The following is a 23,314-nucleotide window of genomic DNA, read 5'->3' as shown; positions in this document are numbered from 1 at the left end:
AGTGTCGAATTATGTTACAGCATTTTCGGCACTTTTTTATGCATTTATTTTTTACATAGGCAGTTAACTCTTTTTTTAGCTTTAGACAATCAGTTTAATTTTGGTTTTTTTATTTTAATTTTTATCGAATTACAGCCTTCTAGTTACAGCCGGAAGTTGTAATTACAATTTGATTTCCATTCATTTCATAATTAGTGTCATTACCAATGCTTTTGCAAATAATTTTTAGTTTTTCTGCTAATGGCTGATCACTTAGAGAAGTGGTTAATCGACAGTCTTTTAGTTTATCACGGGGAAAATCAATATCAACTAAATAAGCCTGTTCAATAGTTTCAAGAATTTGAGCTATCGGAATATCGGTAAATTCAAAACTTAGCTGCTCTATATTAGTAATACTGTTTACTAAAACCGGATCTGCTGTAATATTTGTAATTTTATTAAAAACAAAATCTTTACGGGCAAAACGCACTGCCTGATTAGGAAGTAAAACAATTTCTTCGTTTTCAACAGAACGAACCAAATCATTTGATTTTACCCTTACTTTACCGGTGCGAACAAGAACTTCAACATTTTGTTGATCCGGATAAGCTTTTATTCTAAAGCTCGTACCTACAACACGAGTCACAATTTCGTTAGCGTAAACAAAAAAAGGCTTTTTAGCATTTTTACTAATTTCAAAGAAACCTTCGCCGGATAAATACACCTTTCTTTCGTTTCCGGTAAAGATTTTAGGGTAACTTAATTTACTATTTGGTTGCAATAATACCGAGCTGCCATCAGACAATGTTACAATTTGAGATTTTTCGGTATTATTTGTCTGTTCAACTAAACCTTCATTATTTTCTTCAACTAATTCGTTGTAAGTAACTACATTATCGTTTGGCAAAACATCATTTTTGAAAAGCCATGCAGAAAATATCCCAACCAAAACGGCTGCCGCAATGCCACTAATCCAGTAGCGTTGTATTTTAAGTTTTTTATTCTTTGATTCTTTTTGAAAAAGAGTTTCTCTTTGTTCGATTTTATGCCAGGTTTCCTGAAGAGCTTCATGAACTTCATTTGAAGACAATTTGGAATCAGGAACTCTCATAGCTAAGAGTACAAGTCTTGCATCTTCAACCAGTTTGGCTCTTTGAAGATTTTCTAAAGTCCACTCTTCCCAGCCTTGTTCATCAACTTTGGATAAAATCCATAGTTGAAAAGATTCGTCTGCTAAGAAGTCTTCTATTTCTATATAATTGTTACGTTTTTGCATCTTATTATTAAGGTTACAAAAACATAGAGGACAGCTTTTATATTATATACTCACCATTTTAAGATTTTTTTTTGATTTTTTCTTAAAAATTTACAAAACCCCTGCAGATATAAGGATTAGAAGCGGAACACTTCCTTTCCATTCTTTACGAAGACTTAACAAACCGCGGTATAATAAATTATTTGCAGACTGATAATTTACATCCAGCAATTCTGCAATTTGATCTACACTTAGTCCCTGATGATAGCGAAGATACAAGGCCTCTTTCTGACGTCCCGGTAAATCATTTAGTAATTTATTTAAGTACAAAACACGTTCTGCTGTGACTTCATCTTCTACAAGATCATTTTCTATAGAAAAGTCAAATAAAAACTCTAAAACATCTGTTGTGGTTGTTTTTCTGAATACATGATCTCTCTCATGTAAACGTGCAATTCTCTTTCTAACACTAGAAAGCAAATAAGCCTTTACTATGACATTATTCTGCAGCGAATTGCGATATAGCCAAATATCAGCAAAAACATCCTGAATACAATCCTGAACTTTTTCTGTAAAAGGGCAAAGTGAATTTCCATAATTAATTAAATCACGATAGTATTTCTCAAAAAGTAAAGAAAAGGATCTTTCGTCACCATTTTTCAAATTACTCCAAAGAATAAAATCATCTAATACTTTGTTTTTTAAAATGTGGCTCATAACGTAAAAACTTTGAGGCGTAAAATCAAATCACTTATAAAAGAGATAATCTTTTAGAAACAATAAGAATTAATTACATTGATTAAAATTGGCTTTCTACAGTTAATTTAAAAAATAATATCTTTCCAATAAAACTTTATTTAACAAAAATTAAACAAGATTTTTACGTATCAGAACAATTTAATTCATACAAAAAAGAACCAAATTTTAACATTATTTTTAGTTTTTGTGTGATAAATATAGAAAAGCTAATGATATAAACCCAATTATTACAAAAAAAATAAGATTTTTTTTAAATTCATCAGTATTTGCGGCATTTTTTTTACTTAATCTTAAATTTACTATATGTTAAATTTTAATTAACTAAATCGAACTAGTTGACTCAACTTCGAAACCTACTGAATGACGTTTCAATAATTCCTACAAATTTGATATACTAAAAGAACATTAGTCCATAAAAAATTTACAATTGAATATTTTTCATAAAAAAAAGCCTCACTAATTAGCGAGGCTTTGGTTATTTCAATCTAAATAGCAATTAAAAAGCTACATTCCATCTTGGTAATTTAGCATTCTCGTCTAAGAAATTCTGTAAAACCTGTCCTTCAACAGCAGTTGGAATCACTTTAACATCTGCTGTAAAAGTTTCATACCATACCACTTCAAGTTCAGAAATATTTTCCAATTTCATTTGCGCTGGCCATGAATATTTTCTGCCTGTTTTTGCAAATTGATGTCCGTTTACGATTTTATCATATAAACCACCATTTTTACTTTTTAAAGTTCCATCATTCTGAACAGTTCCTGTAGATCCAACCATAATTAATTCTTTTGAATCACCTTCAACAGCATAAACCACAAAGATTCCAGCGCTTCCTTCCGGAGCATTACAAACTTGTTCTAAACTATCTTCAACTGTAAAAGTGAAGCTATTGCTTACTTTAAACTTTTTTAATTCTTTACTCATAACTCTTTTTTTAAGCTTCTAAGATACTGAGGTACTAAGATGCTAAGATTTTTCTATTTTTTGCCTCAGTCTTAAAAATGTAAAAAGTCTCAACAAAATATTGAGACTTTTTGGAATTTATTATTTTTAAATATTTGGAGATTATCCAAGTACTTCTTTTACTTTTTTACCAATTTCAGCTGGTGAATCAACAACGTGAATTCCGTTGTCTCTCATGATTTGTTTTTTAGCAGCAGCTGTATCATCAGAACCACCAACAATAGCACCTGCGTGCCCCATTGTTCTACCAGCAGGAGCAGTTTCTCCAGCGATAAATCCAATAACTGGTTTACGGTTACCATCAGCTTTTACCCATTTAGCAGCATCAGCTTCTAATTGACCTCCAATTTCACCAATCATGATGATAGCTTCAGTCTCTGGATCGTTCATTAATAATTCAACGGCTTCTTTAGTTGTAGTTCCAATGATTGGATCTCCACCAATTCCGATAGCTGTAGTAATTCCTAAACCTTGTTTTACAACCTGGTCAGCAGCTTCGTAAGTTAAAGTTCCTGATTTAGAAACGATACCAACTGTTCCTTTTTTGAAAACAAAACCTGGCATAATACCAACTTTAGCTTCACCCGGAGTAATTACACCTGGACAGTTTGGACCAATTAATCTTGAATTTCTTTCTTTAACATAATTATTTGCTTTAATCATATCTGCTACAGGAATTCCTTCTGTAATAGCAATAATTACTTTAATTCCAGCATCAGCAGCTTCCATAATTGCATCAGCAGCAAAAGCTGGCGGAACGAAAATGATAGAAGTATCTGCTCCGGCCTGATCAACAGCATCTTTTACTGTATTAAAAACCGGACGGTCTAAGTGGCTTGTTCCACCTTTTCCTGGAGTAACACCTCCAACAACATTAGTACCGTACTCAATCATTTGAGAAGCATGGAAAGTTCCTTCGCTTCCTGTAAATCCCTGAACAATTATTTTGGAATCTTTATTAACTAAAACACTCATGATATATATTTTATGTAGTTTTTAAATTTGTGTTGCAAAAATAAGGTTTTGTAATGTATTTTGCCTCTTTTATTGTCAAAAAAATATTAAGAAAATTGACTCATTTGATAACCTCTGTAAAGTTTATCATCTTTGATCTGCCAAATTGTAGAAAAATGTGCCAAAAGCATCTCTTCTCTCGGATTCTCAATTGTTTTTACAAAATGAGAATAACGTACTGATACTAAATCATCTTCACTGATAATATGACTAATTCTAACTTTTGAACGTACATAAGCACGACTCAGTTCATTTGCCATTTCAATTATCGAATCATAATCCATCTGAATAAAACCTTTACTGCTGTTCCATTCAAGCGTAACGTCAGGATGCAGATATGTTTTTAAAATTTCGCTATCAATTAAGGCATCTGACTTATAAAATTTCTGAACAAACTCTTTAATAGACATATTACTTCAATTTACTTAAAATTTCAGGAATCTTCTTAATATTGGCTAATTGTTTTAATTTTTCTCTGGATTCTTCAATTGGAGTACCAAAGTACGATTTTCCTCCTTCAACTGATTTAGTAACTCCCGTCTGCCCCATTACAACAGCCTTTGAGCCAATTGTAATACCGCTGGTTGTTCCTACCTGACCCCACATGGTAACTTCGTCTTCAATAATTACACAACCGGCAATACCTGTTTGTGAAGCTATTAAGCATTTTTTACCGATAACAGTATCATGACCAACATGCACCTGATTATCTAATTTTGTACCTGCCCCGATAGTGGTATCTCCTGTTACTCCTTTGTCTATTGTACAAAGTGCACCAATACCAACATTATCTTCAATAACAACTCTTCCTCCGGAAATTAACTGATCAAAACCTTCAGGACGTTTTTTGTAATAGAATGCATCTGCACCTAAAATAGTTCCGGCATGAATAATTACATTATCACCAATTATAGTATGGTCATAAATTGAAACATTGGAATGAATAAGACAGTTTTTACCAATTTTAACATGATTACCTACAAATGTATTAGGCTGAATTACAGTCCCTTCTCCTATTTCTGCTGAAGCAGCTATAGCAACATTTGCAAACTGAAACGGTTTAAAATGTTTGGTTAGAATATTGAAATCTCTAAACGGATCATCAGAAATTAAAAGTGCCTTACCTTCAGGACATTCTATCTCTTTGTTAATTAAAACAATTGTAGCTGCTGATTGCAAAGCTTTATCGTAATATTTTGGATGGTCAACAAAAACTATATCACCAGGCTCTACGACATGTATTTCATTCATGCCTAAAACCTGAAAATCTTTGTCTCCTATAAATTTGCAATTAAGCAAATTGGCAATTTCTTGTAAAGAATGACTCTTTGGAAATTTCATATAAAATAATTAGAAAATTTGTCAATTAGAAAATGAGTCAATTAGAATGTGAATATACAAAATTATGTCGATTCACAAATTATCTAACTGACTCATTGTCAAATTATCTTAATTAAAAGACTACTCTTTAACACGCTCCATGTAAGAACCTGAAGCTGTATCTATTTTAATTTTGTCACCCTCATTAATAAACAAAGGAACATTGATACTTGCTCCTGTTTCAACGGTAGCATTTTTTGTTGCGTTTGTAGCTGTATTTCCTTTAACACCTGGCTCGGCATAAGTAACTTCAAGAATAACAGAAGCCGGCATATCTACTGATAAAGGTAAATCTGTTTCTGTATTAATCTGAACCATTACATTTGTCCCTTCTTTTAACAAATCCGGAGCATCCAAAATATTTTTATTTAAAGAAATCTGCTCAAATGTTTCAGCATTCATAAAATGAAACTCATCACCTTCCGGATATAAATATTGAAATGTATGTGTTTCAACACGAATAACGTCAATTTTATGACCTGCAGAAAATGTATTGTCTAATACTTTACCTGAAGTTAAACTCTTTAATTTTGTTCTTACGAAAGCTGGACCTTTTCCTGGTTTTACGTGAAGAAACTCGATAATTTTATAGATGTCGTGATTAAATTTAATACACAATCCGTTTCTAATATCTGATGTAGATGCCATTTGTTTTGTTTTATTTTGATATACTGTTTAATTTTTTAACCGTTTATCTGTTTTTTTTTATTAAACAAATAAACGGTTAAATTTTTATTTTTAATAATTTCCTGAATAACCTTTCATAATTCCTCTAGAAGAATTTCTGATAAAATCAAGTATTTCATCTCTTTCAGGAGTAGCTTCCATTTCAGCTTCTATAATACTTAGTGCCTGAGTTGTATTGTAATTCTTTTGGTATAAAATTCTATAGATTTCCTGAATTTCTCTAATCTTTTCAGTACTAAAACCTCTTCTTCGCAAACCAACTGAGTTAATTCCAACATACGATAATGGCTCTTTTGCTGCTTTTGTAAAAGGAGGAACATCTTTTCTTACTAAAGATCCTCCGGAAATCATTGCATGATCTCCAATATGAATAAATTGGTGAATTGCAGCCAAACCACCGATAACAGCATGATTTCCAACAACTACGTGACCGGCCAAAGCAACTCCGTTTACAATAATAGCATTATTTCCAATTTCGCAATCGTGCGCAATATGCGCATAAGCCATTACTAAACAATTGTTTCCGATAACGGTCTGACCAGAAGCAATTGTTCCTCTGTTTATAGTAACACATTCTCTGATAGTACAATTGTCCCCAATAATAGCAAGTGAATCTTCACCACCAAATTTTAAATCTTGTGGCACAGCAGAAATTACCGCTCCCGGAAAAATATTACAATTCTTACCAATTCGGGCACCTTCCATAATGGTCACATTCGAACCAATCCAAGTACCATCACCAATAACAACATTATTGTGAATTGTTGTAAATGGTTCTATTACAACATTTTTAGCGATTTTCGCGCCAGGATGAACATATGCTAATGGTTGATTCATCTGTATGTTTTATATTTTTAATTAAAATATTCGAATTTGAAGCAACAAACCTAAACAATAAATTTGATAATTTATTATTGTTTTCTTGCTATTTGTGCCATTAATTCTGCCTCAGTTACCAATTTACCATTTGCATAAGCATTTGCCTGCATATGGCAAATTCCTCTTCTGATCGGAGAAATTAACTCACATTTGAAAATTAAAGTATCTCCAGGTAATACTTTATGCTTGAATTTAACATTATCAATTTTCATAAAGTAAGTCAAATAATTTTCCGGATCCGGAACAGTACTTAATACTAAAATACCACCTGTCTGCGCCATTGCTTCTACAATTAATACCCCTGGCATAACTGGAGCCTCAGGAAAATGTCCTACGAAGAAATTTTCGTTCATCGTAACATTTTTCAACCCAACTACATGACGATCTGACATTTCGATAATTCTGTCAATTAACAAAAATGGAGGCCTATGAGGAAGCATAGCCATAATTTTATGAATATCCATCAATGGTTCCTGATGCAAATCATAAGTTGGAACATGATTTCTCTGTTCTATTTTGATAATTTTAGCCAATTTCTTTGCAAATTGAGTGTTTACAAAGTGACCTGGTTTGTTGGCAATAATTTTTCCCTGAATACGAACTCCAATAAGAGACAGATCTCCAATAACATCAAGTAACTTGTGTCTTGCAGCCTCGTTTGGATAGTGTAAAGTAAGATTATCTAAAACTCCGTTTGGCTTTACAGAAATCTCATCTTTACCAAATGCTTTCTTTAGATTTTCCATTGTAGATTCAGAAATTTCTTTATCTACATATACGATTGCGTTATTTAAATCTCCACCCTTAATTAGACCATGTTCTAATAATGACTCTAATTCGTGTAAGAAACTAAAAGTTCTTGAGCTTGCAATTTCCTGTTTGAAATCAGACAGGCTTTTAAGTGTAGCATTTTGAGTTCCTAAAACTTTTGTACCAAAATCTACCATAGTCGTTACCTGATATTCGTCGCTTGGCATCACTAAGATTTCGCTTCCTGTTGCTTCATCAGTAAACGAAATAACTTCTTTTACTACATAAACATTACGCTGTGCATCTTGCTCTTCAATACCGGCTTTCTCAATAGCTTCAACAAAATATTTTGACGAACCATCCATAATTGGAAGTTCAGAGGCATTTAATTCAATAATAATATTATCCAAATCACAGCCAACTACTGCCGCTAAAACGTGTTCAGGAGTTTGAATTTTTACTCCTAATTTCTCAAGATTTGTTCCTCTTTGAGTATTAACAACGTAATTAGCATCAGCCTCAATGACTGGTTGACCTTGCAAATCTACTCTTACAAAAGTGAAACCATTATTAACGGGTGCAGGCTTAAAAGTCATTGTAACTTCTTTTCCAGTGTGTAAACCAACTCCTGTTAGCGAAATTTCATTTTTGATGGTCTTCTGTTTAACCATTATTTCCATTTTTTGGGTTTATTATTTGTTTTTTTAATTCTTCAACTTCAGCCACTATTTTTGATAAATTCTTGAAATGAACATACGATTTATTAAAATCTGTATATCCAAGAGACGGAGTCCCTTGTAAAACTTCATCATCTTTAATGTTTCGGGCTACACCAGACTGCGCCTGAAGTCTTACATTGTTTCCGATAATCAAATGACCTGCAATGCCTACCTGTCCGCCAATCATACAGCTTTCACCAATTTTTGTAGAACCTGCAACACCACTTTGAGCAGCAATTACAGTATTTTTTCCTATCTCCACATTATGAGCAATCTGAATCTGATTGTCTAATTTCACTCCTTTCCTAATAATTGTGGAACCAAGAGTTGCTCTGTCTATAGTCGTATTTGCTCCAATATCAACATTATCCTCAATGACAACGTTCCCAATTTGAGGTACTTTACTGTAAATTCCTTCTTCATTTGGTACAAATCCAAAACCATCTGCACCAATTATAGTTCCGGAATGGATAGTACAATTATTCCCTATAACAGTTTCTGAATAAATTTTTGCACCTGCAAAAATGAATACATTATCACCAATAACAACGTTATCTCCAATAAAACTGTTTGGATAAATCTTAACATTATCTCCTAAAACTACATTTTGTCCTATATAACTAAAACTTCCTAAATATAAATTTTCTCCATATTTAGTTCCTTCAGAAATAAAAGACTGTGGTTCGATACCTGTTTTATTTAATTTTACCTGATTATAAAAGTGTAAAAGTTTAGAAAACGCTGCATAAGCATCTTCTACTTTTATTAAAGTAGTAGTAATTTCCTGTTCGGGAGTAAAGCTTTCATTAACAATTGTTACTGTCGCTTTAGTTGTATATATATAATTAATATACTTTGGATTAGCCAAAAAAGTTAGCGATCCCTCTTCGCCTTCTTCGATTTTAGAAAGTTTAGAAACTTCTGCATTGGGATTTCCAACAACCTCACCTTCTAAAATTCCTGCTATTTGTTCTGCTGTAAATTTCATCGCGACAAAAATATAAAAAATAGGTTTTAAATGTTAATTTTAGATAAGTTGTTTTGGGAAACAGATATAATATTTTGTTACCAATTTAGATAACGATTTCAAATTCAGCTGATCAGAAGCTTCAACAACATCTTCAATTGTTTTATCTTTTTTCAAAATTCGAATGGGTTCTGCTTCTTTACTGTAAGCCTGATTTTTAATTTTACCTCTAAAAATAAAATAACCCGCATCTACAGCCGAAATTTGATGAGCCTCTGCAAATTCTTCTTTCAAAGATTGAGATTCTTCCATCGGAATTTTTTCTGCACTTAGCTTAATTTTTAATAAATCTCTGTTAATGATCATTTTACTTAAAGTCGAAAGTATAAAATCATTATTTTTTTGCCAGGATTTTAAAGCACTTATAATATCAAAATCATCTAATTGAGAAAATAAATCCAGCTTGTCGGCGTCAAAATCTTCGAGTGTAATTTTATTTTGCATGAAATACATAAGCGGTTCACTGCATGGCAATTTAACACCTTTCAAAGTCAGTTCTTTAGCTCTTTTCAAAACTTTCATTAAAATTAATTCGGCAACCAAACTCGTTTTGTGCAAATAAGCCTGCCAGTACATTAATCGTCTTGAAAGCAGAAATTTTTCTACAGAATAAATCCCCTTTTCTTCAATAACCAAAACATCGTTCTCCACATTCATCATCTGAATCAAACGTTCAGAATTCACATTTCCTTCTGCAACTCCTGTATAAAAACTATCACGTTTTAAGTAATCCATTCGATCCATATCCAATTGACTTGAAATCAATTGCAACATGAATTTCCTATGATATTCTCCTTTAAAAACCTGAATGGCTAAACTCAATTTTCCATCAAACTCCTCGTTCAGCTGATTCATAAATAATAATGAAATAGCTTCGTGGTGTACATCTTCAACAATACTTTTTTCCATAGCATGAGAAAATGGCCCATGTCCAATATCATGAAGTAAAATCGCGATTAACAAAGCATTTTCTTCTTCTTCAGAAATGACAACATCTTTAAAACGAAGCGTGTCAATTGCTTTTTTCATCAAATGCATGCATCCTAAAGCATGATGAAAACGAGTATGATTTGCCCCGGGATACACCAAATACGACAATCCCATTTGAGAGATTCGACGTAAACGCTGAAAATAAGGATGCTGAATCAAATCGTAAACCAGCTCATTCGGAATTGTTATAAAACCATATATAGGATCGTTGAATATTTTAAGTTTGTTGATGTGAGTCACTAGTGCGATATTTTTTAGGTCAACAAATATAAGTAAATAAGTATAAAGAGGTTGGTGTTTTTTATTTAAAAATGAAAGTCAAAATTATAATGATTATCAATAAAATAGATTAAAAAATGTTAAAATTTAAAATTAATTCATAGTTCAGCTTTGGTAATTTTATACTATTTTTAATAGTTTTTAAGTTCTATTACTTTTAAATTGCAGTAATAAATTAATTTGTTTTATGGATAAGATCAAAATACTTTGGGTCGATGATGAAATCGATCTTTTAAAGCCCCACATATTATTTCTGGAAAAGAAAAACTACGAAGTTACTACTTGTAATAACGGCCTCGATGCGATTGCCTTATTTGAAGAAGATAATTTCGATATTGTTTTTCTGGATGAGAACATGCCCGGAATGAGCGGTTTGGAAACCCTTTCTGAAATGAAAGAAAAAAAATCAGCTATTCCTATGATTATGATTACTAAAAGCGAAGAAGAATACATTATGGAAGAAGCCATAGGTTCTAAAATCGCCGATTATTTAATTAAACCGGTTAATCCGAATCAAATTCTATTAAGCTTAAAGAAAAATCTCGATGATTCAAGGTTAATTACTGAAAAGACCACTTTAGATTATCAGAAGGAATTTAGAAAAATCGCAATGGAACTGGCAATGGTTAATTCTTATGAAGATTGGATCGAATTGTATAAAAAGTTATTGTTTTGGGAATTAAAACTGGAAGATATCAATGACACTGCGATGATCGAAATTCTGGAATCTCAAAAAGTAGAAGCCAATTCGCAATTTGGAAAATTCATTGAACGAAATTATGAGGATTGGTTTGCTCCAAAAGCAGATAAACCTATACAATCTAATACTTTATTCAAAGAATTAGTTGTTCCGGAGCTTAAAAAGAAAGACAAACCGGTTCTTTTTGTTGTAATTGATAATCTGAGATATGATCAATGGAAATCTTTTGAATCTGTTGTTGCGAACTATTACAAATTAGAAAAAGAAGTTCCTTATTATTCTATCCTTCCAACTGCTACGCAATATGCGAGAAACTCTATTTTTTCAGGTTTAATGCCCGTTGAAATGGAAAAACAATTTCCTCAATATTGGAAAAACGATGTTGAAGACGGAGGGAAAAATCTTTATGAAGCTGAATTCTTATCTGCTCAATTAAAAAGATTGGGATTAAATATTAAGGAAGACTATTTCAAAATCACAAATTATTCGGGAGGCAAAAAGTTAGCTGAAAACTTCAAAGCCTTAAAAGGAAATGACTTAGTAACTGTAGTTTATAACTTCGTTGATATGCTTTCACACGCTAAAACCGAAATGGAAGTCGTGAAAGAATTAGCATCAGACGACAAAGCGTATCGTTCCCTAACATTAAGCTGGTTTAAAAATTCTCCGCTATTAGAAATCATTCAACAGGCACAGCTTTTAGGGTTCAAATTAATTCTGACAACTGACCATGGAACAATTAATGTCAAAAACCCATCTAAAGTTGTGGGAGATAAAAATACAAGTCTAAATTTACGTTATAAAACAGGACGTAGTCTCACATACGAACAAAAAGATGTTTATGTAGTAAAAGAACCTAAAACAATTGGCCTACCTGCTATAAATATGAGTAGTTCTTTTATTTTTGCCAAAAATGATTTTTTCTTAGCTTATGTAAACAACTACAACCATTATGTGAGTTATTATAAAAACACGTATCAGCATGGTGGAATTTCGTTAGAAGAAATGATCATTCCTTTTTTGGTTTTTAATCCTAAATAAAATTATATCGCCGCGAATTTCATCAGTTTCGACTAAATATATTTTTAAGCAAAAAAGTAAATTTAATTCGTAAAAATTCATGAAATTCGTGGCAAAAATAAACACAACAATGAATATCGTTTTTTTATTAGATCAAATTCAGGAAGTCGCACAACAAATTATAGAGTCAAATCCTAACAAAATCATTCTCTTTAATGGAGAAATGGGTGTTGGAAAAACTACTTTAATTAAACAGTTATGCAAAGCTTTAGGAGTTGAAGATGCAACCAGCAGTCCAACATTTTCATTAGTAAATGAGTATTATGCTGTTAACAATCAAGTAGTTTATCACTTTGATTTTTATCGATTAAACAAAGAAACGGAAGCACTTGATATGGGTGTCGACGATTATTTATATTCAGGAAATTGGTGTTTTATTGAGTGGTCTGAAAAAATTGCTGGTTTAATTCCAAAAGAACATTCCACTATTAATATTGAATTATTGCCTGACGGAAAAAGGAAACTAAACCTAAATTAAAATCTTTTTGAATCTCTGTAAAAACTTTAAGAATCTCCATAAAGAGAAAGTTAAAGTAATTTAGCACAAAAAAGCTTAAAATAACTTAATATTCTTACCTACACTATTAGCAGAATTTTTGCACTAATTTTAAATCTTTTTACGTAATTTGTACCTTTAATTTTTTGCACAATCCATGTCAATTACCTTAACTCCATTTACAAAACAACAATTAATACCGCAAGAAGAAAAACTTGAGGTTGGTCGTTTTAAAAGAGAACTATTTATTGGAATTCCTAAGGAAACAAGTTACCAGGAACGCCGTATCTGCCTTACGCCGGATGCAGTAAATTCCTTAACTTACGAAGGGCACCGCGTAATGATTGAGTCTGGAGCCGGAGAAAGTTCAAGTTATACAGACAAGGAATATGCAGATGCCGGTGCAGAAATCACAAAAGATACTAAAAGAGTTTTTGGATGTCCGTTTTTACTAAAAGTAGAACCGCCTACATTGACAGAAATCGAAATGATAAATCCGGAAACGGTTATAATTTCGGCTATTCAGCTAAAAACCAAAAAGAAAGAATACTTTGAAGCTTTAGCTAAAAAGAAAATCACTGCCTTAGCTTTTGAATATATTAAAGATGAAGACGGTTCTTATCCTGCTGTAAAATCGTTAAGCGAAATTGCAGGAACTGCTTCTGTGCTAATCGCAGCCGAATTAATGATTACTAACGAATTCGGAAAAGGACTTTTGTTTGGAAACATAACAGGTGTCCCTCCTACTGAAGTTGTGATTCTTGGTGCCGGAACTGTTGGAGAATTTGCTGCTAAAACTGCTATAGGATTAGGTGCAAACGTAAAAGTTTTTGATAATTCAATCACCAAATTACGCCGTTTACAAAACAATTTAAATCAACGAATTTTCACATCAACCATACAACAAAAAGGTCTTTTGAAAGCCTTAAGACGTTGTGATGTTGCGATTGGAGCAATGCGCGGAAAAGAAAGATGTCCAATTGTAGTGAATGAAACTATGGTTGAGCATATGAAAAAAGGTGCTGTAATTGTGGATGTCAGCATCGACACTGGAGGGTGTTTTGAAACTTCAGAAGTGACTACTCATGAAAAACCAACTTTTATAAAAAATAACGTTTTACACTATTGTGTGCCAAATATACCTTCTCGTTATTCCAAAACTGCTTCATTATCAATAAGTAACATTTTAACACCTTATCTTCATCAGATAGCCGAAGATGGTGGTATTGAAAGTGCAATTCGATGTAACAAAGGACTAAAAAATGGAATTTATCTTTATCACGGAATCCTAACAAACAAAGCCATTGGCGATTGGTTTGATTTACCAGATAACGATATTAATTTACTTGTATTCTAAAGGAACTTTAATGTACCTTTGCAAAAAAAATATTTCATGAAGTTCGTACACCGTTTTGCATATTACTTAATCGGCCTAATTATGGGTTGCTTTATTGTATCAGGATTTTTTATTGGTAAAGACACTAGATGCAATTATTTCCCTAATGCCCGAGTTTTAAATAATCTTCGAACAAAACCTTTTCAATATTCAGAAAAAGCTGTTCAAACCCTAAGCGAAAAATGGGTTGATACTGCTGATGTCAAAAATACTTTAACTTACGGAGATGTAGATTTTGATCAAAGTAATGTCCCTTTCAAAAAAGGAAAACTTTATATCATTGAAGGAAAAACGGTAAAAAATCAAGAGATCATTCTAAAGGTGGTTAATTATGAAAATAAAGCTGTTTTAGAAGAAATTGTAAAAAAATAAAAAAATAAAAATCTTTTGTTTCTCGCAGATTTTGCAGATTCAAAAGATTTTTTTTTTAGCTGTAAATATTTCTCGCAAAGTCACAAAAATGCAAAGTTTTTCCCTTTGTCACTTTGCCACTCTGAACCTTTGTCCCTTCCTGAAAAAATCTACCACTCAATTTCTTTTAATCCTTTCGATTTTAAGAATTCATTGGTCTGGCTAAAATGTTTATTTCCAAACCAAAATCCTCTATTCGCACTTAAAGGTGAAGGATGTCCCGATTTTAAAATATGATGCTTTGAAGCATCAATCAAAGCTGCTTTCTTTTGAGCAAAACCACCCCAAAGTAAAAAAACAACATTTTCAGATTCGGCTGAAATTTGTTTGATTACAGCATCTGTAAATTTTTCCCAGCCTTTTCCCTGATGGCTTCCGGCTTCAGATTGTCTTACTGTCAAAGTCGCATTTAAAAGAAAAACCCCTTGATCAGCCCAGCGTTCTAAATTTCCGGTTTTTGGCAATGGCTTACCTAAATCGGTTTCGATTTCTCTAAAAATATTATATAATGAAGGTGGAAACGGAATTCCGTCATTAACAGAAAAACACAATCCGTTAGCCTGGTTTGGACCATGATAAGGATCTTGTCCAATAATTACAACTTTCACCTGATCAAAATGACAATGGTCAAAAGCCGAAAAAATCTGATTCCCTTTTGGATAACAAACTTTCGTAGCATATTCTGATTTTACAAAATCTATTAAGGCATTGAAATAGGATTTTTCAAATTCTTCACTTAAAACCGGCTTCCAAGAAGAATGCATTTTTACGTCCATAACTTTTTTTTTGCGAATTTCAGAAATTAATACTAAAAATCATATTTATACGAACATAAATTTCGATTTCAATCATAATGTTTTTGTACTTTTGCGTTTACTTTCATAAAGTTATTAAATGATCAGTATTACCGAAAAAACGTTACAAGACTTACAATTTCCAACCGTTCTAGAAACCATTTCAGATGGATGCAACACCGATATTGGAAAAGAAAAAGCTTTACAAATAAAACCATTTAGAGATAAAGAAGAATTGATGCAATCTTTAATGCAGACATCAGAATATGTATCTTCTTTTCAAAATAATAACGCAATTCCGAATCATGGATTTGATGCAATTTCTCATGAAATAAAATTTCTAGCCATTGAAGATAGTTTTCTTGAAGTGGGAAGTTTTAGAAAAATTGCCAATCTTTCTGCAACTACAAATGTATTGTTGAATTTCTTAAAAAAATTCGACGACTATTATCCTAATCTAAATGCAAGAGCTTCAAGGGTAGAATTGACTAAAGACATCATTACTGCGATTGATGCTATTGTAGATAAATACGGAGAAATAAAAGACAACGCCTCTCCTGCTCTTGCTGGAATTCGCCAAAACATGAACTTGGTTCGTGGAAAAGTGAATCAAAGCTTTGGTACTGCGCTAACACAATATAACAGTTTAGGATATTTAGATGATATTAAAGAAAGTTTTGTTCAAAATCGTAGAGTTTTAGCAGTTCTGGCAATGTATCGTCGAAAAGTAAAAGGCTCTATTTTAGGAAGTTCCAAAACAGGAAGTATTGCATACATCGAGCCGGAAACTACTTTAAAATATTCTCGTGAATTAGCGAATTTAGAATATGAAGAAAAAGAAGAGATTACAAGAATTTTAAAAAATCTATCCAATGTAATTCGTCCGTACAATCCTTTATTAATTGAATATCAGGATTTTTTAAGTGACATAGATGTCGTTGCTGGAAAAGCAAAATATGCAAATCGCATAAATGGAATCTTACCAACAATTACCGAAGAAAGAAGATTATTCTTTAGAGAAGCTTATCATCCAATATTATATCTCAACAACAAACAGAAAAAGGAAGTTACACATCCGCAAACTATTGAGTTAAAACAAGAAAATCGAATTATTGTTATTTCGGGACCAAATGCAGGAGGTAAAACTATTTCCTTAAAAACTGTCGGTTTATTACAGCTAATGTTGCAATCCGGAATATTAATTCCAGTTCATGAAAGAAGCGAAACTTTCTTGTTTGATAGAATCTTAACTGATATTGGTGACAACCAATCTATTGAAAATCACTTAAGTACTTACAGCTACAGATTAAAAAACATGAATTACTTTTTAAAGAAATGTAATCATAAAACCATGTTTTTAATTGACGAATTTGGTACAGGTTCTGATCCTGAATTGGGAGGAGCTTTGGCTGAAATTTTCTTAGAAGAATTTTATCATCGTGAAGCTTTCGGAATCATCACAACGCATTATTCTAATTTAAAAATTTTAGCAAACGAATTGCCATACGCTACAAATGCGAATATGATGTTTGATGAAAAATCTCTTGAACCAATGTATAAATTAGCATTGGGTCAGGCAGGAAGTTCGTTTACTTTTGAGGTTGCTCAAAAAAATGGTATTCCGTTTGGATTGATCAATCGTGCGAAAAAGAAAATTGAAGTTGGAAAAGTTCGTTTTGACAAAACTATTGCAACTCTTCAGAAAGAACGTTCAAAACTGGAAAAAACTTCTTTGAATTTAAAAGAAGAAGAAACTCGCGCTCGTGAAGAAAGTAAAAAGATGGAAAACATCAATACTAAAATCCAGCAAAAATTAGAAAGCTATCAAGAATTATATGACAGTAATCAAAAAATAATTTACATTGGGCAAAAAATTGATGACATTGCTGAAAAATATTTCAACAACAAAAACAAGAAAGAACTTATTGGTGAATTTTTGAAAATTGTTGAGATTGAAAATTCTAAACGAAAAAAAGCCACTCCAAAAGAAGTTAAAGCTAAAGTTGAAAAACAAAAAGAAATTATTGCTGAAGTTCAGGTAAAAGTAGAGGAAATTCGAAAAGAGAAAAAAGAGAAAAAATTAAAACCTGTTGTCGAAAAACCAAAACCAATTTTAAAAGTTGGTGACCGGGTAAGAATGCTTGATGGAAGATCTGTGGGAAGTATTGATTTGATAGAAAAAAATAAAGCAACAGTAAATTACGGAATCTTCACTTCGAAAGTAAGTTTAGATGAATTAGAATTAGTTGAAGCAGTTAAAAAATAAAGTTTTTAGTCGCCGATACAATTTTTAGTCTAAAAACTACTAAAAAATAGTCAAAATTAAAATAAAGCGATTTAATAAACGATAAAAAAATAAATAATAAAAGAGGTCGGTGATTTTTAAAAATACATTAAAATCAATTTATGGAAGTCTATTTTGATATGTAAAAATTATAAAAAATCAAAATTCAATAGATTTTAAAAATACACCTTCTAAAAATTGTTTTTGTCGTCCATTTTAATACCTTTTACACGTATTAAAACTTGAAATATTAAATCTAAAATTCTGTTTTTAATGGAAAGTCTTCCAAAAGATAAAAAAATAATTCTTTTTGATGGAGTTTGTAATCTCTGTGATTCTGCTGTGCAGTTTATTATCAAACATGACAAGAAAGATATTTTCAGATTTGTAGCATTGCAATCAGAATTAGGCATAAAAATTTGTAAACACCTTGGAATTAGTTTTTCAAAAATGGACAGTATTATTTTATACAATCCTGAAACTGCCTATTTTTACAAATCTTCAGCTGTTATTGAAATAGCTAAAAATTTTGGTGGTTTTTGGAAATTATTTTTAATCTTTAGAGTTGTACCTATTTTTATCAGCGACAGAATTTATGATTATGTTGCTAAAAACAGATACAACTGGTACGGCAAAAAAGAAAGCTGCATGATTCCAACTCCGGAATTGAAATCAAAGTTTCTTTAAAAATTCCAATTTGGTGCAATCTTGTCATTTCGAGGAACGAGAAATCACACTCGTGACTCTACAAAGATTGACTGCATACTTTACGGAATTTCTAGTGTGATTTCTCGTTCCTCGAAATGACAAAACTGAACGAAAACAAAAAAAAATCCCAAACTACGATAAATTTGGGATTTTTAAAATTGGAAATTAACTAAACTTATCTAATCAATTTTCTGTATTTAATACGTTTTGGAGTTAAGTCACCACCAAGACGTTTCTTTTTATTTTCTTCATATTCTGTAAAACTTCCTTCAAAGAAATAAACTTCAGAATCTCCTTCAAAAGCTAAAATGTGCGTACAAATTCTATCTAAGAACCATCTGTCGTGAGAAATAATTACAGCACAACCAGCGAAATTTTCCAAACCTTCTTCTAATGCACGAAGTGTATTTACGTCAAGGTCATTCGTAGGCTCATCCAGTAAAAGTACATTTCCTTCTTCTTTCAATGTCATTGCTAAGTGCAAACGGTTACGCTCACCACCAGACAACATAGATACTTTTTTATTTTGCTCTCCACCACCAAAGTTGAAACGTGACAAATAAGCTCTTGAGTTCACCTGCTTTCCTCCCATCATAATCAATTCCTGACCATCAGCAAAGTTCTCCCAGATAGATTTATTCGGATCAATATTAGCATGAGACTGATCTACGTAAGCAATTTTTACTGTTTCACCAACCGTAAATTCACCACTGTCAGTAGCTTGCTCTCCCATAATCATTTTGAAAATAGTAGATTTACCAGCACCGTTTGGCCCGATGATTCCAACAATACCCGCTTGTGGTAAAGTAAAGTTCAAATTATCATATAGTAATTTATCACCAAATGCTTTGGCAACATTTTTGGCTTCAATAACATTTGTTCCTAAACGAGGACCATTCGGGATATAGATCTCTAAATTTTCATCTAGTTGTTTTTGATCTTCATTTAATAATTTATCGTAATTCTGTAAACGTGCTTTTTGTTTTGTCTGACGACCTTTTGCACCTTGACGAACCCACTCCAACTCACGCTCTAAAGTTTTTCTACGCTTTGAAGCTACTTTTTCTTCCTGAGCCATACGGTTTGATTTTTGATCTAACCAAGAAGAATAGTTCCCTTTCCATGGAATACCTTCTCCTCTATCTAGCTCCAAAATCCATCCTGCAACGTTATCTAAGAAATAACGGTCGTGCGTTACAGCAATTACAGTTCCTGAATATTGTGCTAAATGTTGCTCCAACCAAAGAACTGACTCAGCATCTAAGTGGTTGGTAGGCTCATCTAAAAGCAATACATCTGGTTGTTGCAATAACAAACGACACAAAGCAACACGACGACGCTCACCTCCTGAAAGATTTTTAATTGGCGTATCGCCATCTGGAGTACGCAATGCATCCATTGCAATTTCAAGTTTGGTATCAATTTCCCAAGCACCCAGAGCATCGATTTTATCTTGCAATGCCGCTTGACGATCCATTAATTTATCCATTTTATCTGGATCAGAATAATTTTCTTCAAGACCAAATAAATCATTGATTTGGTTGTATTCTTCTAAAACTGCCATAGTTTCTGCAGCTCCTTCACGAACAATTTCGATAACGGTTTTAGAATCATCAAGAATTGGTTCCTGCTCTAAATAACCTACAGTGTAACCTGGCTGAAAAACTACATCGCCCTGGTAATTTTTATCAACTCCTGCTATAATTTTTAAAAGAGAAGATTTTCCAGAACCATTAAGACCTAAAATACCAATTTTTGCTCCGTAAAAGAAACTCAAATAAATATTTTTAAGTACTGGTTTGTCTGCTCCCTGATAGGTTTTACTCAATTTTTGCATTGAGAAAATTACTTTCTTATCGTCTGACATTTTTTATTTTTAATTTTAATTATTTACTTTTTTATTGATATTGCAATATTTTTAAACTCTACCTTTTAATGCATTAAAAACCCATGCATTAGCCAAAAACCCAACTCCTACAGCTCCAAATCCCCAGCCTGAAACATCACTATATCTAAAAGCTCCAAGACCTATAAGTAAGAATCCCATCAGTACCATTATAAAAGTAGCCCAGCCTAAGACAGTATTTTTATTCATTCCCATAATTGTGTAATAATTTTAAAGTAGTAAAATTTTTAGAAACGCAAATATCGTGAATTTTAATGGCTTAATTAAATATTTTATACAGCATTTCTTTTAAGAGATCAGATTGCGGTAAAGCATTCGCCCCCACACCTTTACTTTTAACATCAATATCCCGCAAAGCACCTACAATCTGACTTACCTTTCTCATTGGATAATTTTTTACAGCCAAATCATACTCCTTTAAAAAGAACGGATTTACTCCAAGAACCGATGCTACATTTTTAGGATTTTTGTCTTTTAATCCATGATATTTTAAAAGCTGAACAAAGAAACCGAATACCAATCCTGTAGTCATAACCAATGGATATTCTTTAGGATTATGAGCAAAATTATCTGCTATCTTATAGGCTTTCAACTGATTGCGTTCACCAATAGCTTTCCGAAGTTCAAAAACATTATAATCTTTACTGAAACCAATATTTTCTTCAATATGTTCTGGCGTGATCATACTTCCTTTTGGTAAAATAATCTGAAGTTTTTCCAGTTCGTTGTTTATTTTACTCAAATCAGTTCCTAAAAACTCAACGAGCATGGCATTTGCCTTTGGGTCAATTGTATATTTTTTTCCAGCCAAAACTCTTTTAATCCAGTCTCCAACCTGATTTTCGTATAATTTTTTACTTTCATAAACAACACCTTTCTGTGCTAATAGTTTAGTCACTTTTTTACGTTTGTCAAGTGTTTTGTATTTATAACAAAATACCAAAACAGTAGTCTGCATCGGATTATCTACATAAGACTCTATTTTATCAATTGTTCGGGATAATTCCTGGGCTTCTTTTACAATAACCACCTGACGATCAGCCATCATTGGATAGCGTTTAGCCGTTGAAACAATATCATCTACAGAAACATCTCTTCCATATAAAACTGTCTGATTAAAACCTTTTTCTTCTTCCGCTAAAATATTTCCCTCAATATACTCCGATAACTTATCTATATAATAAGGTTCTTCACCCATTAAAAAATAAATTGGTTTAATATCTCCAGCTTTAATATCGTTGACAATTTTAATTACTTCGTCCATTTAATTATTGTTTCAAGTTTAAAGTTTCAATTATCGTTTCAAAACTTGAAACTTTAGATTTGAAACCTGAAACTATTTTCTATTTTTGCTCTATGCTTATTAAACTTAATTTCCCTACTTACACTTTCCGATTCAAAAATAGCGAAAATAAAGTGTCTATTTTTGATGAAATCAGGAAAAAATTTATAATTCTTACTCCGGAAGAATGGGTCCGTCAGCATGTTGTTCATTTTCTGATGCATGAAAAAAAATACCCAAAATCTTTAATAAATGTAGAGAAAGTTTTAACTGTCAACGGATTACGGAAACGCTATGATGTTGTTGTATTCAATCCGGACGGCACTATACACATCTTAGTAGAGTGCAAAGCGCCAGAAGTTAAAATCTCTCAGGCAACTTTTGATCAAATTGCCCGTTATAATATGACAATGCAGGCACGGTTTTTGAATGTAACGAACGGACTAAACCATTTTTATTGTCAAATGGATTTTGAAAACGAAAGATATGAGTTTTTAAGAAGCCTGCCCGACTATAAAGAAAACCATTAAAAATAAATAATTAAAGTACTTTTGGATAAGATAGCAGTTGTCATTTTAAATTGGAACGGAGTAAAATTGCTGGAGCAGTTTTTACCATCTGTTATTCAGTTTTCAAAAGGCGCGACGATTTACGTTGCAGACAATGATTCTACTGATAATTCAGTTGAATTTGTTCAACAAAATTTCCCTACAATTAAAATTGTAAAAAACACTGGCAATCATGGCTTTGCAAAAGGTTATAATGATGCCTTAAAATATATTGATGCTGAAATTTACGCTTTGGTAAATTCAGATATCGAAGTGACAGAAAACTGGCTTAAACCAATTCTTGAAACTTTTGATAATGAAAAACAAACCGCTATTATCCAGCCTAAAATCCTTGATTTTAAAAACAAAGAATATTTCGAATATGCTGGAGCCGCAGGTGGTTTTATTGATAAATACGGATTTCCATTCTGCAGAGGAAGAATTTTCGAAACGTTAGAAAAAGATAACGGCCAATACGATGATAACAGTGAATTATTCTGGGCATCCGGCGCTTGTTTCTTTATCAGAAAAAAAGTTTATCACGAATTAGGAGGTTTTGATGAAAGTTTTTTTGCACATCAGGAAGAAATAGATTTATGCTGGCGCGCCGCTAACGAAGGTCATATTATTAAGTACAATAATCAGTCTTTGGTTTACCATGTTGGAGGAGCGACCTTACAACAAGGAAATCCTAAAAAGACGTATTTGAATTTTAGAAATTCCTTATTAATGCTTGTCAAAAATCTACCAAAAAGAGGATTGTTCTGGGTAATTTTCTTCCGTATGGTTTTAGACGGTATAGCCGGTACCCGTTTTCTTACACAGGGGAAATTCGGGCATACTTTTGCCATTTTAAAGGCCCATTTTTCATTTTATTGCTTATCTTTAAAATATCTCAAAAAACGAAAAGAATTTCAGATTCAGCAATACTATATGGTAAAAAGCATCGTTTTCCTTTACTATATCAGGAAAATGACCTTATTTAAAGAAATCTTTAACAGTATTCAAAATATTAAAAACTAAATTT

Annotated in this window: 23 protein-coding genes; 8 read left to right on the top strand and 15 right to left on the bottom strand. The window is 32.2% G+C overall.

The window, feature by feature from the left end:
* Positions 1-139: 139 nt before the first annotated feature.
* The 11 genes from ACFS3A_RS10285 to ACFS3A_RS10235 form a co-directional block, all read right to left on the bottom strand.
* Positions 140-1,255, bottom strand: a complete 1,116-nt coding sequence (locus ACFS3A_RS10285; protein ID WP_379825318.1) for a FecR family protein — start codon at positions 1,253-1,255, stop codon at positions 140-142.
* 90 nt (positions 1,256-1,345) lie between these two features.
* On the bottom strand, positions 1,346-1,951 hold the full coding sequence (locus ACFS3A_RS10280; protein ID WP_379825317.1) for an RNA polymerase sigma factor: 606 nt from the start codon (positions 1,949-1,951) through the stop codon (positions 1,346-1,348).
* Positions 1,952-2,489: 538 nt separating this feature from the next.
* Positions 2,490-2,918, bottom strand: a complete 429-nt coding sequence (locus ACFS3A_RS10275) for a hypothetical protein (RefSeq protein ID WP_379825316.1) — start codon at positions 2,916-2,918, stop codon at positions 2,490-2,492.
* Between the two features lie 141 nt (positions 2,919-3,059).
* A complete protein-coding gene (sucD, locus tag ACFS3A_RS10270) occupies positions 3,060-3,932 on the bottom strand; it encodes a succinate--CoA ligase subunit alpha (RefSeq protein WP_144212837.1) in 873 nt (290 codons plus the stop codon).
* Between the two features lie 86 nt (positions 3,933-4,018).
* Complete coding sequence (locus ACFS3A_RS10265) at positions 4,019-4,381, bottom strand: nuclear transport factor 2 family protein (RefSeq protein ID WP_289659660.1); 363 nt, start codon at positions 4,379-4,381, stop codon at positions 4,019-4,021.
* Between the two features lies 1 nt (position 4,382).
* Positions 4,383-5,312 carry a UDP-3-O-(3-hydroxymyristoyl)glucosamine N-acyltransferase gene (locus ACFS3A_RS10260; protein ID WP_379825313.1) on the bottom strand — a complete coding sequence of 310 codons (930 nt, stop codon included), beginning with the start codon at positions 5,310-5,312 and terminating at the stop codon, positions 4,383-4,385.
* 120 nt (positions 5,313-5,432) lie between these two features.
* A complete protein-coding gene (gene efp, locus ACFS3A_RS10255) occupies positions 5,433-5,999 on the bottom strand; it encodes an elongation factor P (RefSeq protein WP_379825312.1) in 567 nt (188 codons plus the stop codon).
* Between the two features lie 90 nt (positions 6,000-6,089).
* The gene (gene lpxA, locus ACFS3A_RS10250) at positions 6,090-6,875 is read right to left on the bottom strand and encodes an acyl-ACP--UDP-N-acetylglucosamine O-acyltransferase (protein WP_095951251.1); all 786 of its coding nucleotides are present in this window, start codon (positions 6,873-6,875) and stop codon (positions 6,090-6,092) included.
* A gap of 74 nt (positions 6,876-6,949) precedes the next feature.
* The gene (locus ACFS3A_RS10245) at positions 6,950-8,338 is read right to left on the bottom strand and encodes a bifunctional UDP-3-O-[3-hydroxymyristoyl] N-acetylglucosamine deacetylase/3-hydroxyacyl-ACP dehydratase (protein ID WP_276173646.1); all 1,389 of its coding nucleotides are present in this window, start codon (positions 8,336-8,338) and stop codon (positions 6,950-6,952) included.
* Positions 8,331-9,374, bottom strand: coding sequence for a UDP-3-O-(3-hydroxymyristoyl)glucosamine N-acyltransferase (gene lpxD, locus ACFS3A_RS10240; RefSeq protein WP_379825311.1), 1,044 nt, complete (start codon positions 9,372-9,374; stop codon positions 8,331-8,333). Before lpxD ends, ACFS3A_RS10245 begins: the two co-directional genes overlap by 8 nt.
* Before the next feature lie 39 nt (positions 9,375-9,413).
* Positions 9,414-10,643, bottom strand: a complete 1,230-nt coding sequence (locus ACFS3A_RS10235) for an HD domain-containing protein (protein ID WP_379825310.1) — start codon at positions 10,641-10,643, stop codon at positions 9,414-9,416.
* Between the two features lie 226 nt (positions 10,644-10,869).
* Between ACFS3A_RS10235 and porX the strand changes: the two genes are divergently transcribed.
* From porX to ACFS3A_RS10215, 4 genes are all read left to right on the top strand, one after another.
* Entirely contained in the window at positions 10,870-12,423 is a 1,554-nt protein-coding gene (gene porX / locus ACFS3A_RS10230) for a T9SS response regulator signal transducer PorX (protein ID WP_379825307.1), read from the top strand.
* 109 nt (positions 12,424-12,532) lie between these two features.
* Entirely contained in the window at positions 12,533-12,940 is a 408-nt protein-coding gene (tsaE, locus tag ACFS3A_RS10225) for a tRNA (adenosine(37)-N6)-threonylcarbamoyltransferase complex ATPase subunit type 1 TsaE (RefSeq protein ID WP_379825306.1), read from the top strand.
* A gap of 175 nt (positions 12,941-13,115) precedes the next feature.
* Positions 13,116-14,315, top strand: coding sequence for an alanine dehydrogenase (locus ACFS3A_RS10220; RefSeq protein ID WP_379825304.1), 1,200 nt, complete (start codon positions 13,116-13,118; stop codon positions 14,313-14,315).
* Positions 14,316-14,351: 36 nt separating this feature from the next.
* Complete coding sequence (locus ACFS3A_RS10215) at positions 14,352-14,726, top strand: DUF4258 domain-containing protein (protein ID WP_379825303.1); 375 nt, start codon at positions 14,352-14,354, stop codon at positions 14,724-14,726.
* 149 nt (positions 14,727-14,875) lie between these two features.
* Here ACFS3A_RS10215 and ACFS3A_RS10210 read toward each other — a convergent pair whose 3' ends face one another.
* Entirely contained in the window at positions 14,876-15,541 is a 666-nt protein-coding gene (locus ACFS3A_RS10210) for a uracil-DNA glycosylase (protein WP_379825302.1), read from the bottom strand.
* 118 nt (positions 15,542-15,659) lie between these two features.
* Here ACFS3A_RS10210 and ACFS3A_RS10205 point away from each other — a divergent pair, with 118 nt between their 5' ends.
* Together ACFS3A_RS10205 and ACFS3A_RS10200 are read left to right on the top strand one after the other, a co-directional pair.
* On the top strand, positions 15,660-17,825 hold the full coding sequence (locus tag ACFS3A_RS10205; RefSeq protein WP_379825300.1) for an endonuclease MutS2: 2,166 nt from the start codon (positions 15,660-15,662) through the stop codon (positions 17,823-17,825).
* Between the two features lie 291 nt (positions 17,826-18,116).
* Positions 18,117-18,530, top strand: coding sequence for a thiol-disulfide oxidoreductase DCC family protein (locus ACFS3A_RS10200; protein ID WP_379825299.1), 414 nt, complete (start codon positions 18,117-18,119; stop codon positions 18,528-18,530).
* Between the two features lie 196 nt (positions 18,531-18,726).
* On the opposite strand, the gene ettA is transcribed toward ACFS3A_RS10200, so the two are convergent.
* The 3 genes from ettA to holA all read right to left on the bottom strand — a co-directional run bounded on the left by ettA (position 18,727) and on the right by holA (position 21,721).
* Positions 18,727-20,418 (bottom strand): energy-dependent translational throttle protein EttA, encoded by a 1,692-nt coding sequence (ettA, locus tag ACFS3A_RS10195; RefSeq protein WP_109193367.1) that lies wholly within the window; start codon positions 20,416-20,418, stop codon positions 18,727-18,729.
* Positions 20,419-20,469: 51 nt separating this feature from the next.
* Positions 20,470-20,652: a CAL67264 family membrane protein gene (locus ACFS3A_RS10190; protein WP_091497659.1), complete on the bottom strand. Its 183-nt coding sequence runs from the start codon at positions 20,650-20,652 to the stop codon at positions 20,470-20,472.
* A 64-nt stretch (positions 20,653-20,716) separates the two neighbouring features.
* On the bottom strand, positions 20,717-21,721 hold the full coding sequence (gene holA / locus ACFS3A_RS10185; RefSeq protein WP_379825298.1) for a DNA polymerase III subunit delta: 1,005 nt from the start codon (positions 21,719-21,721) through the stop codon (positions 20,717-20,719).
* 92 nt (positions 21,722-21,813) lie between these two features.
* On the opposite strand from holA, the gene ACFS3A_RS10180 reads away from it, so the two are divergent.
* Positions 21,814-22,269: a type I restriction enzyme HsdR N-terminal domain-containing protein gene (locus tag ACFS3A_RS10180; protein ID WP_379825297.1), complete on the top strand. Its 456-nt coding sequence runs from the start codon at positions 21,814-21,816 to the stop codon at positions 22,267-22,269.
* Positions 22,270-22,290: 21 nt separating this feature from the next.
* On the top strand, positions 22,291-23,310 hold the full coding sequence (locus ACFS3A_RS10175; protein WP_379825296.1) for a glycosyltransferase: 1,020 nt from the start codon (positions 22,291-22,293) through the stop codon (positions 23,308-23,310).
* Positions 23,311-23,314: the final 4 nt, after the last annotated feature.

This window comes from Flavobacterium notoginsengisoli (assembly GCF_042686225.1).
In the GTDB taxonomy this organism is placed as follows: Bacteria; Bacteroidota; Bacteroidia; order Flavobacteriales; family Flavobacteriaceae; genus Flavobacterium; species Flavobacterium notoginsengisoli.
The sequence above is the reverse complement of the archived record's forward strand: the minus strand, read 5'-3'. Positions and strand labels throughout refer to the sequence as shown.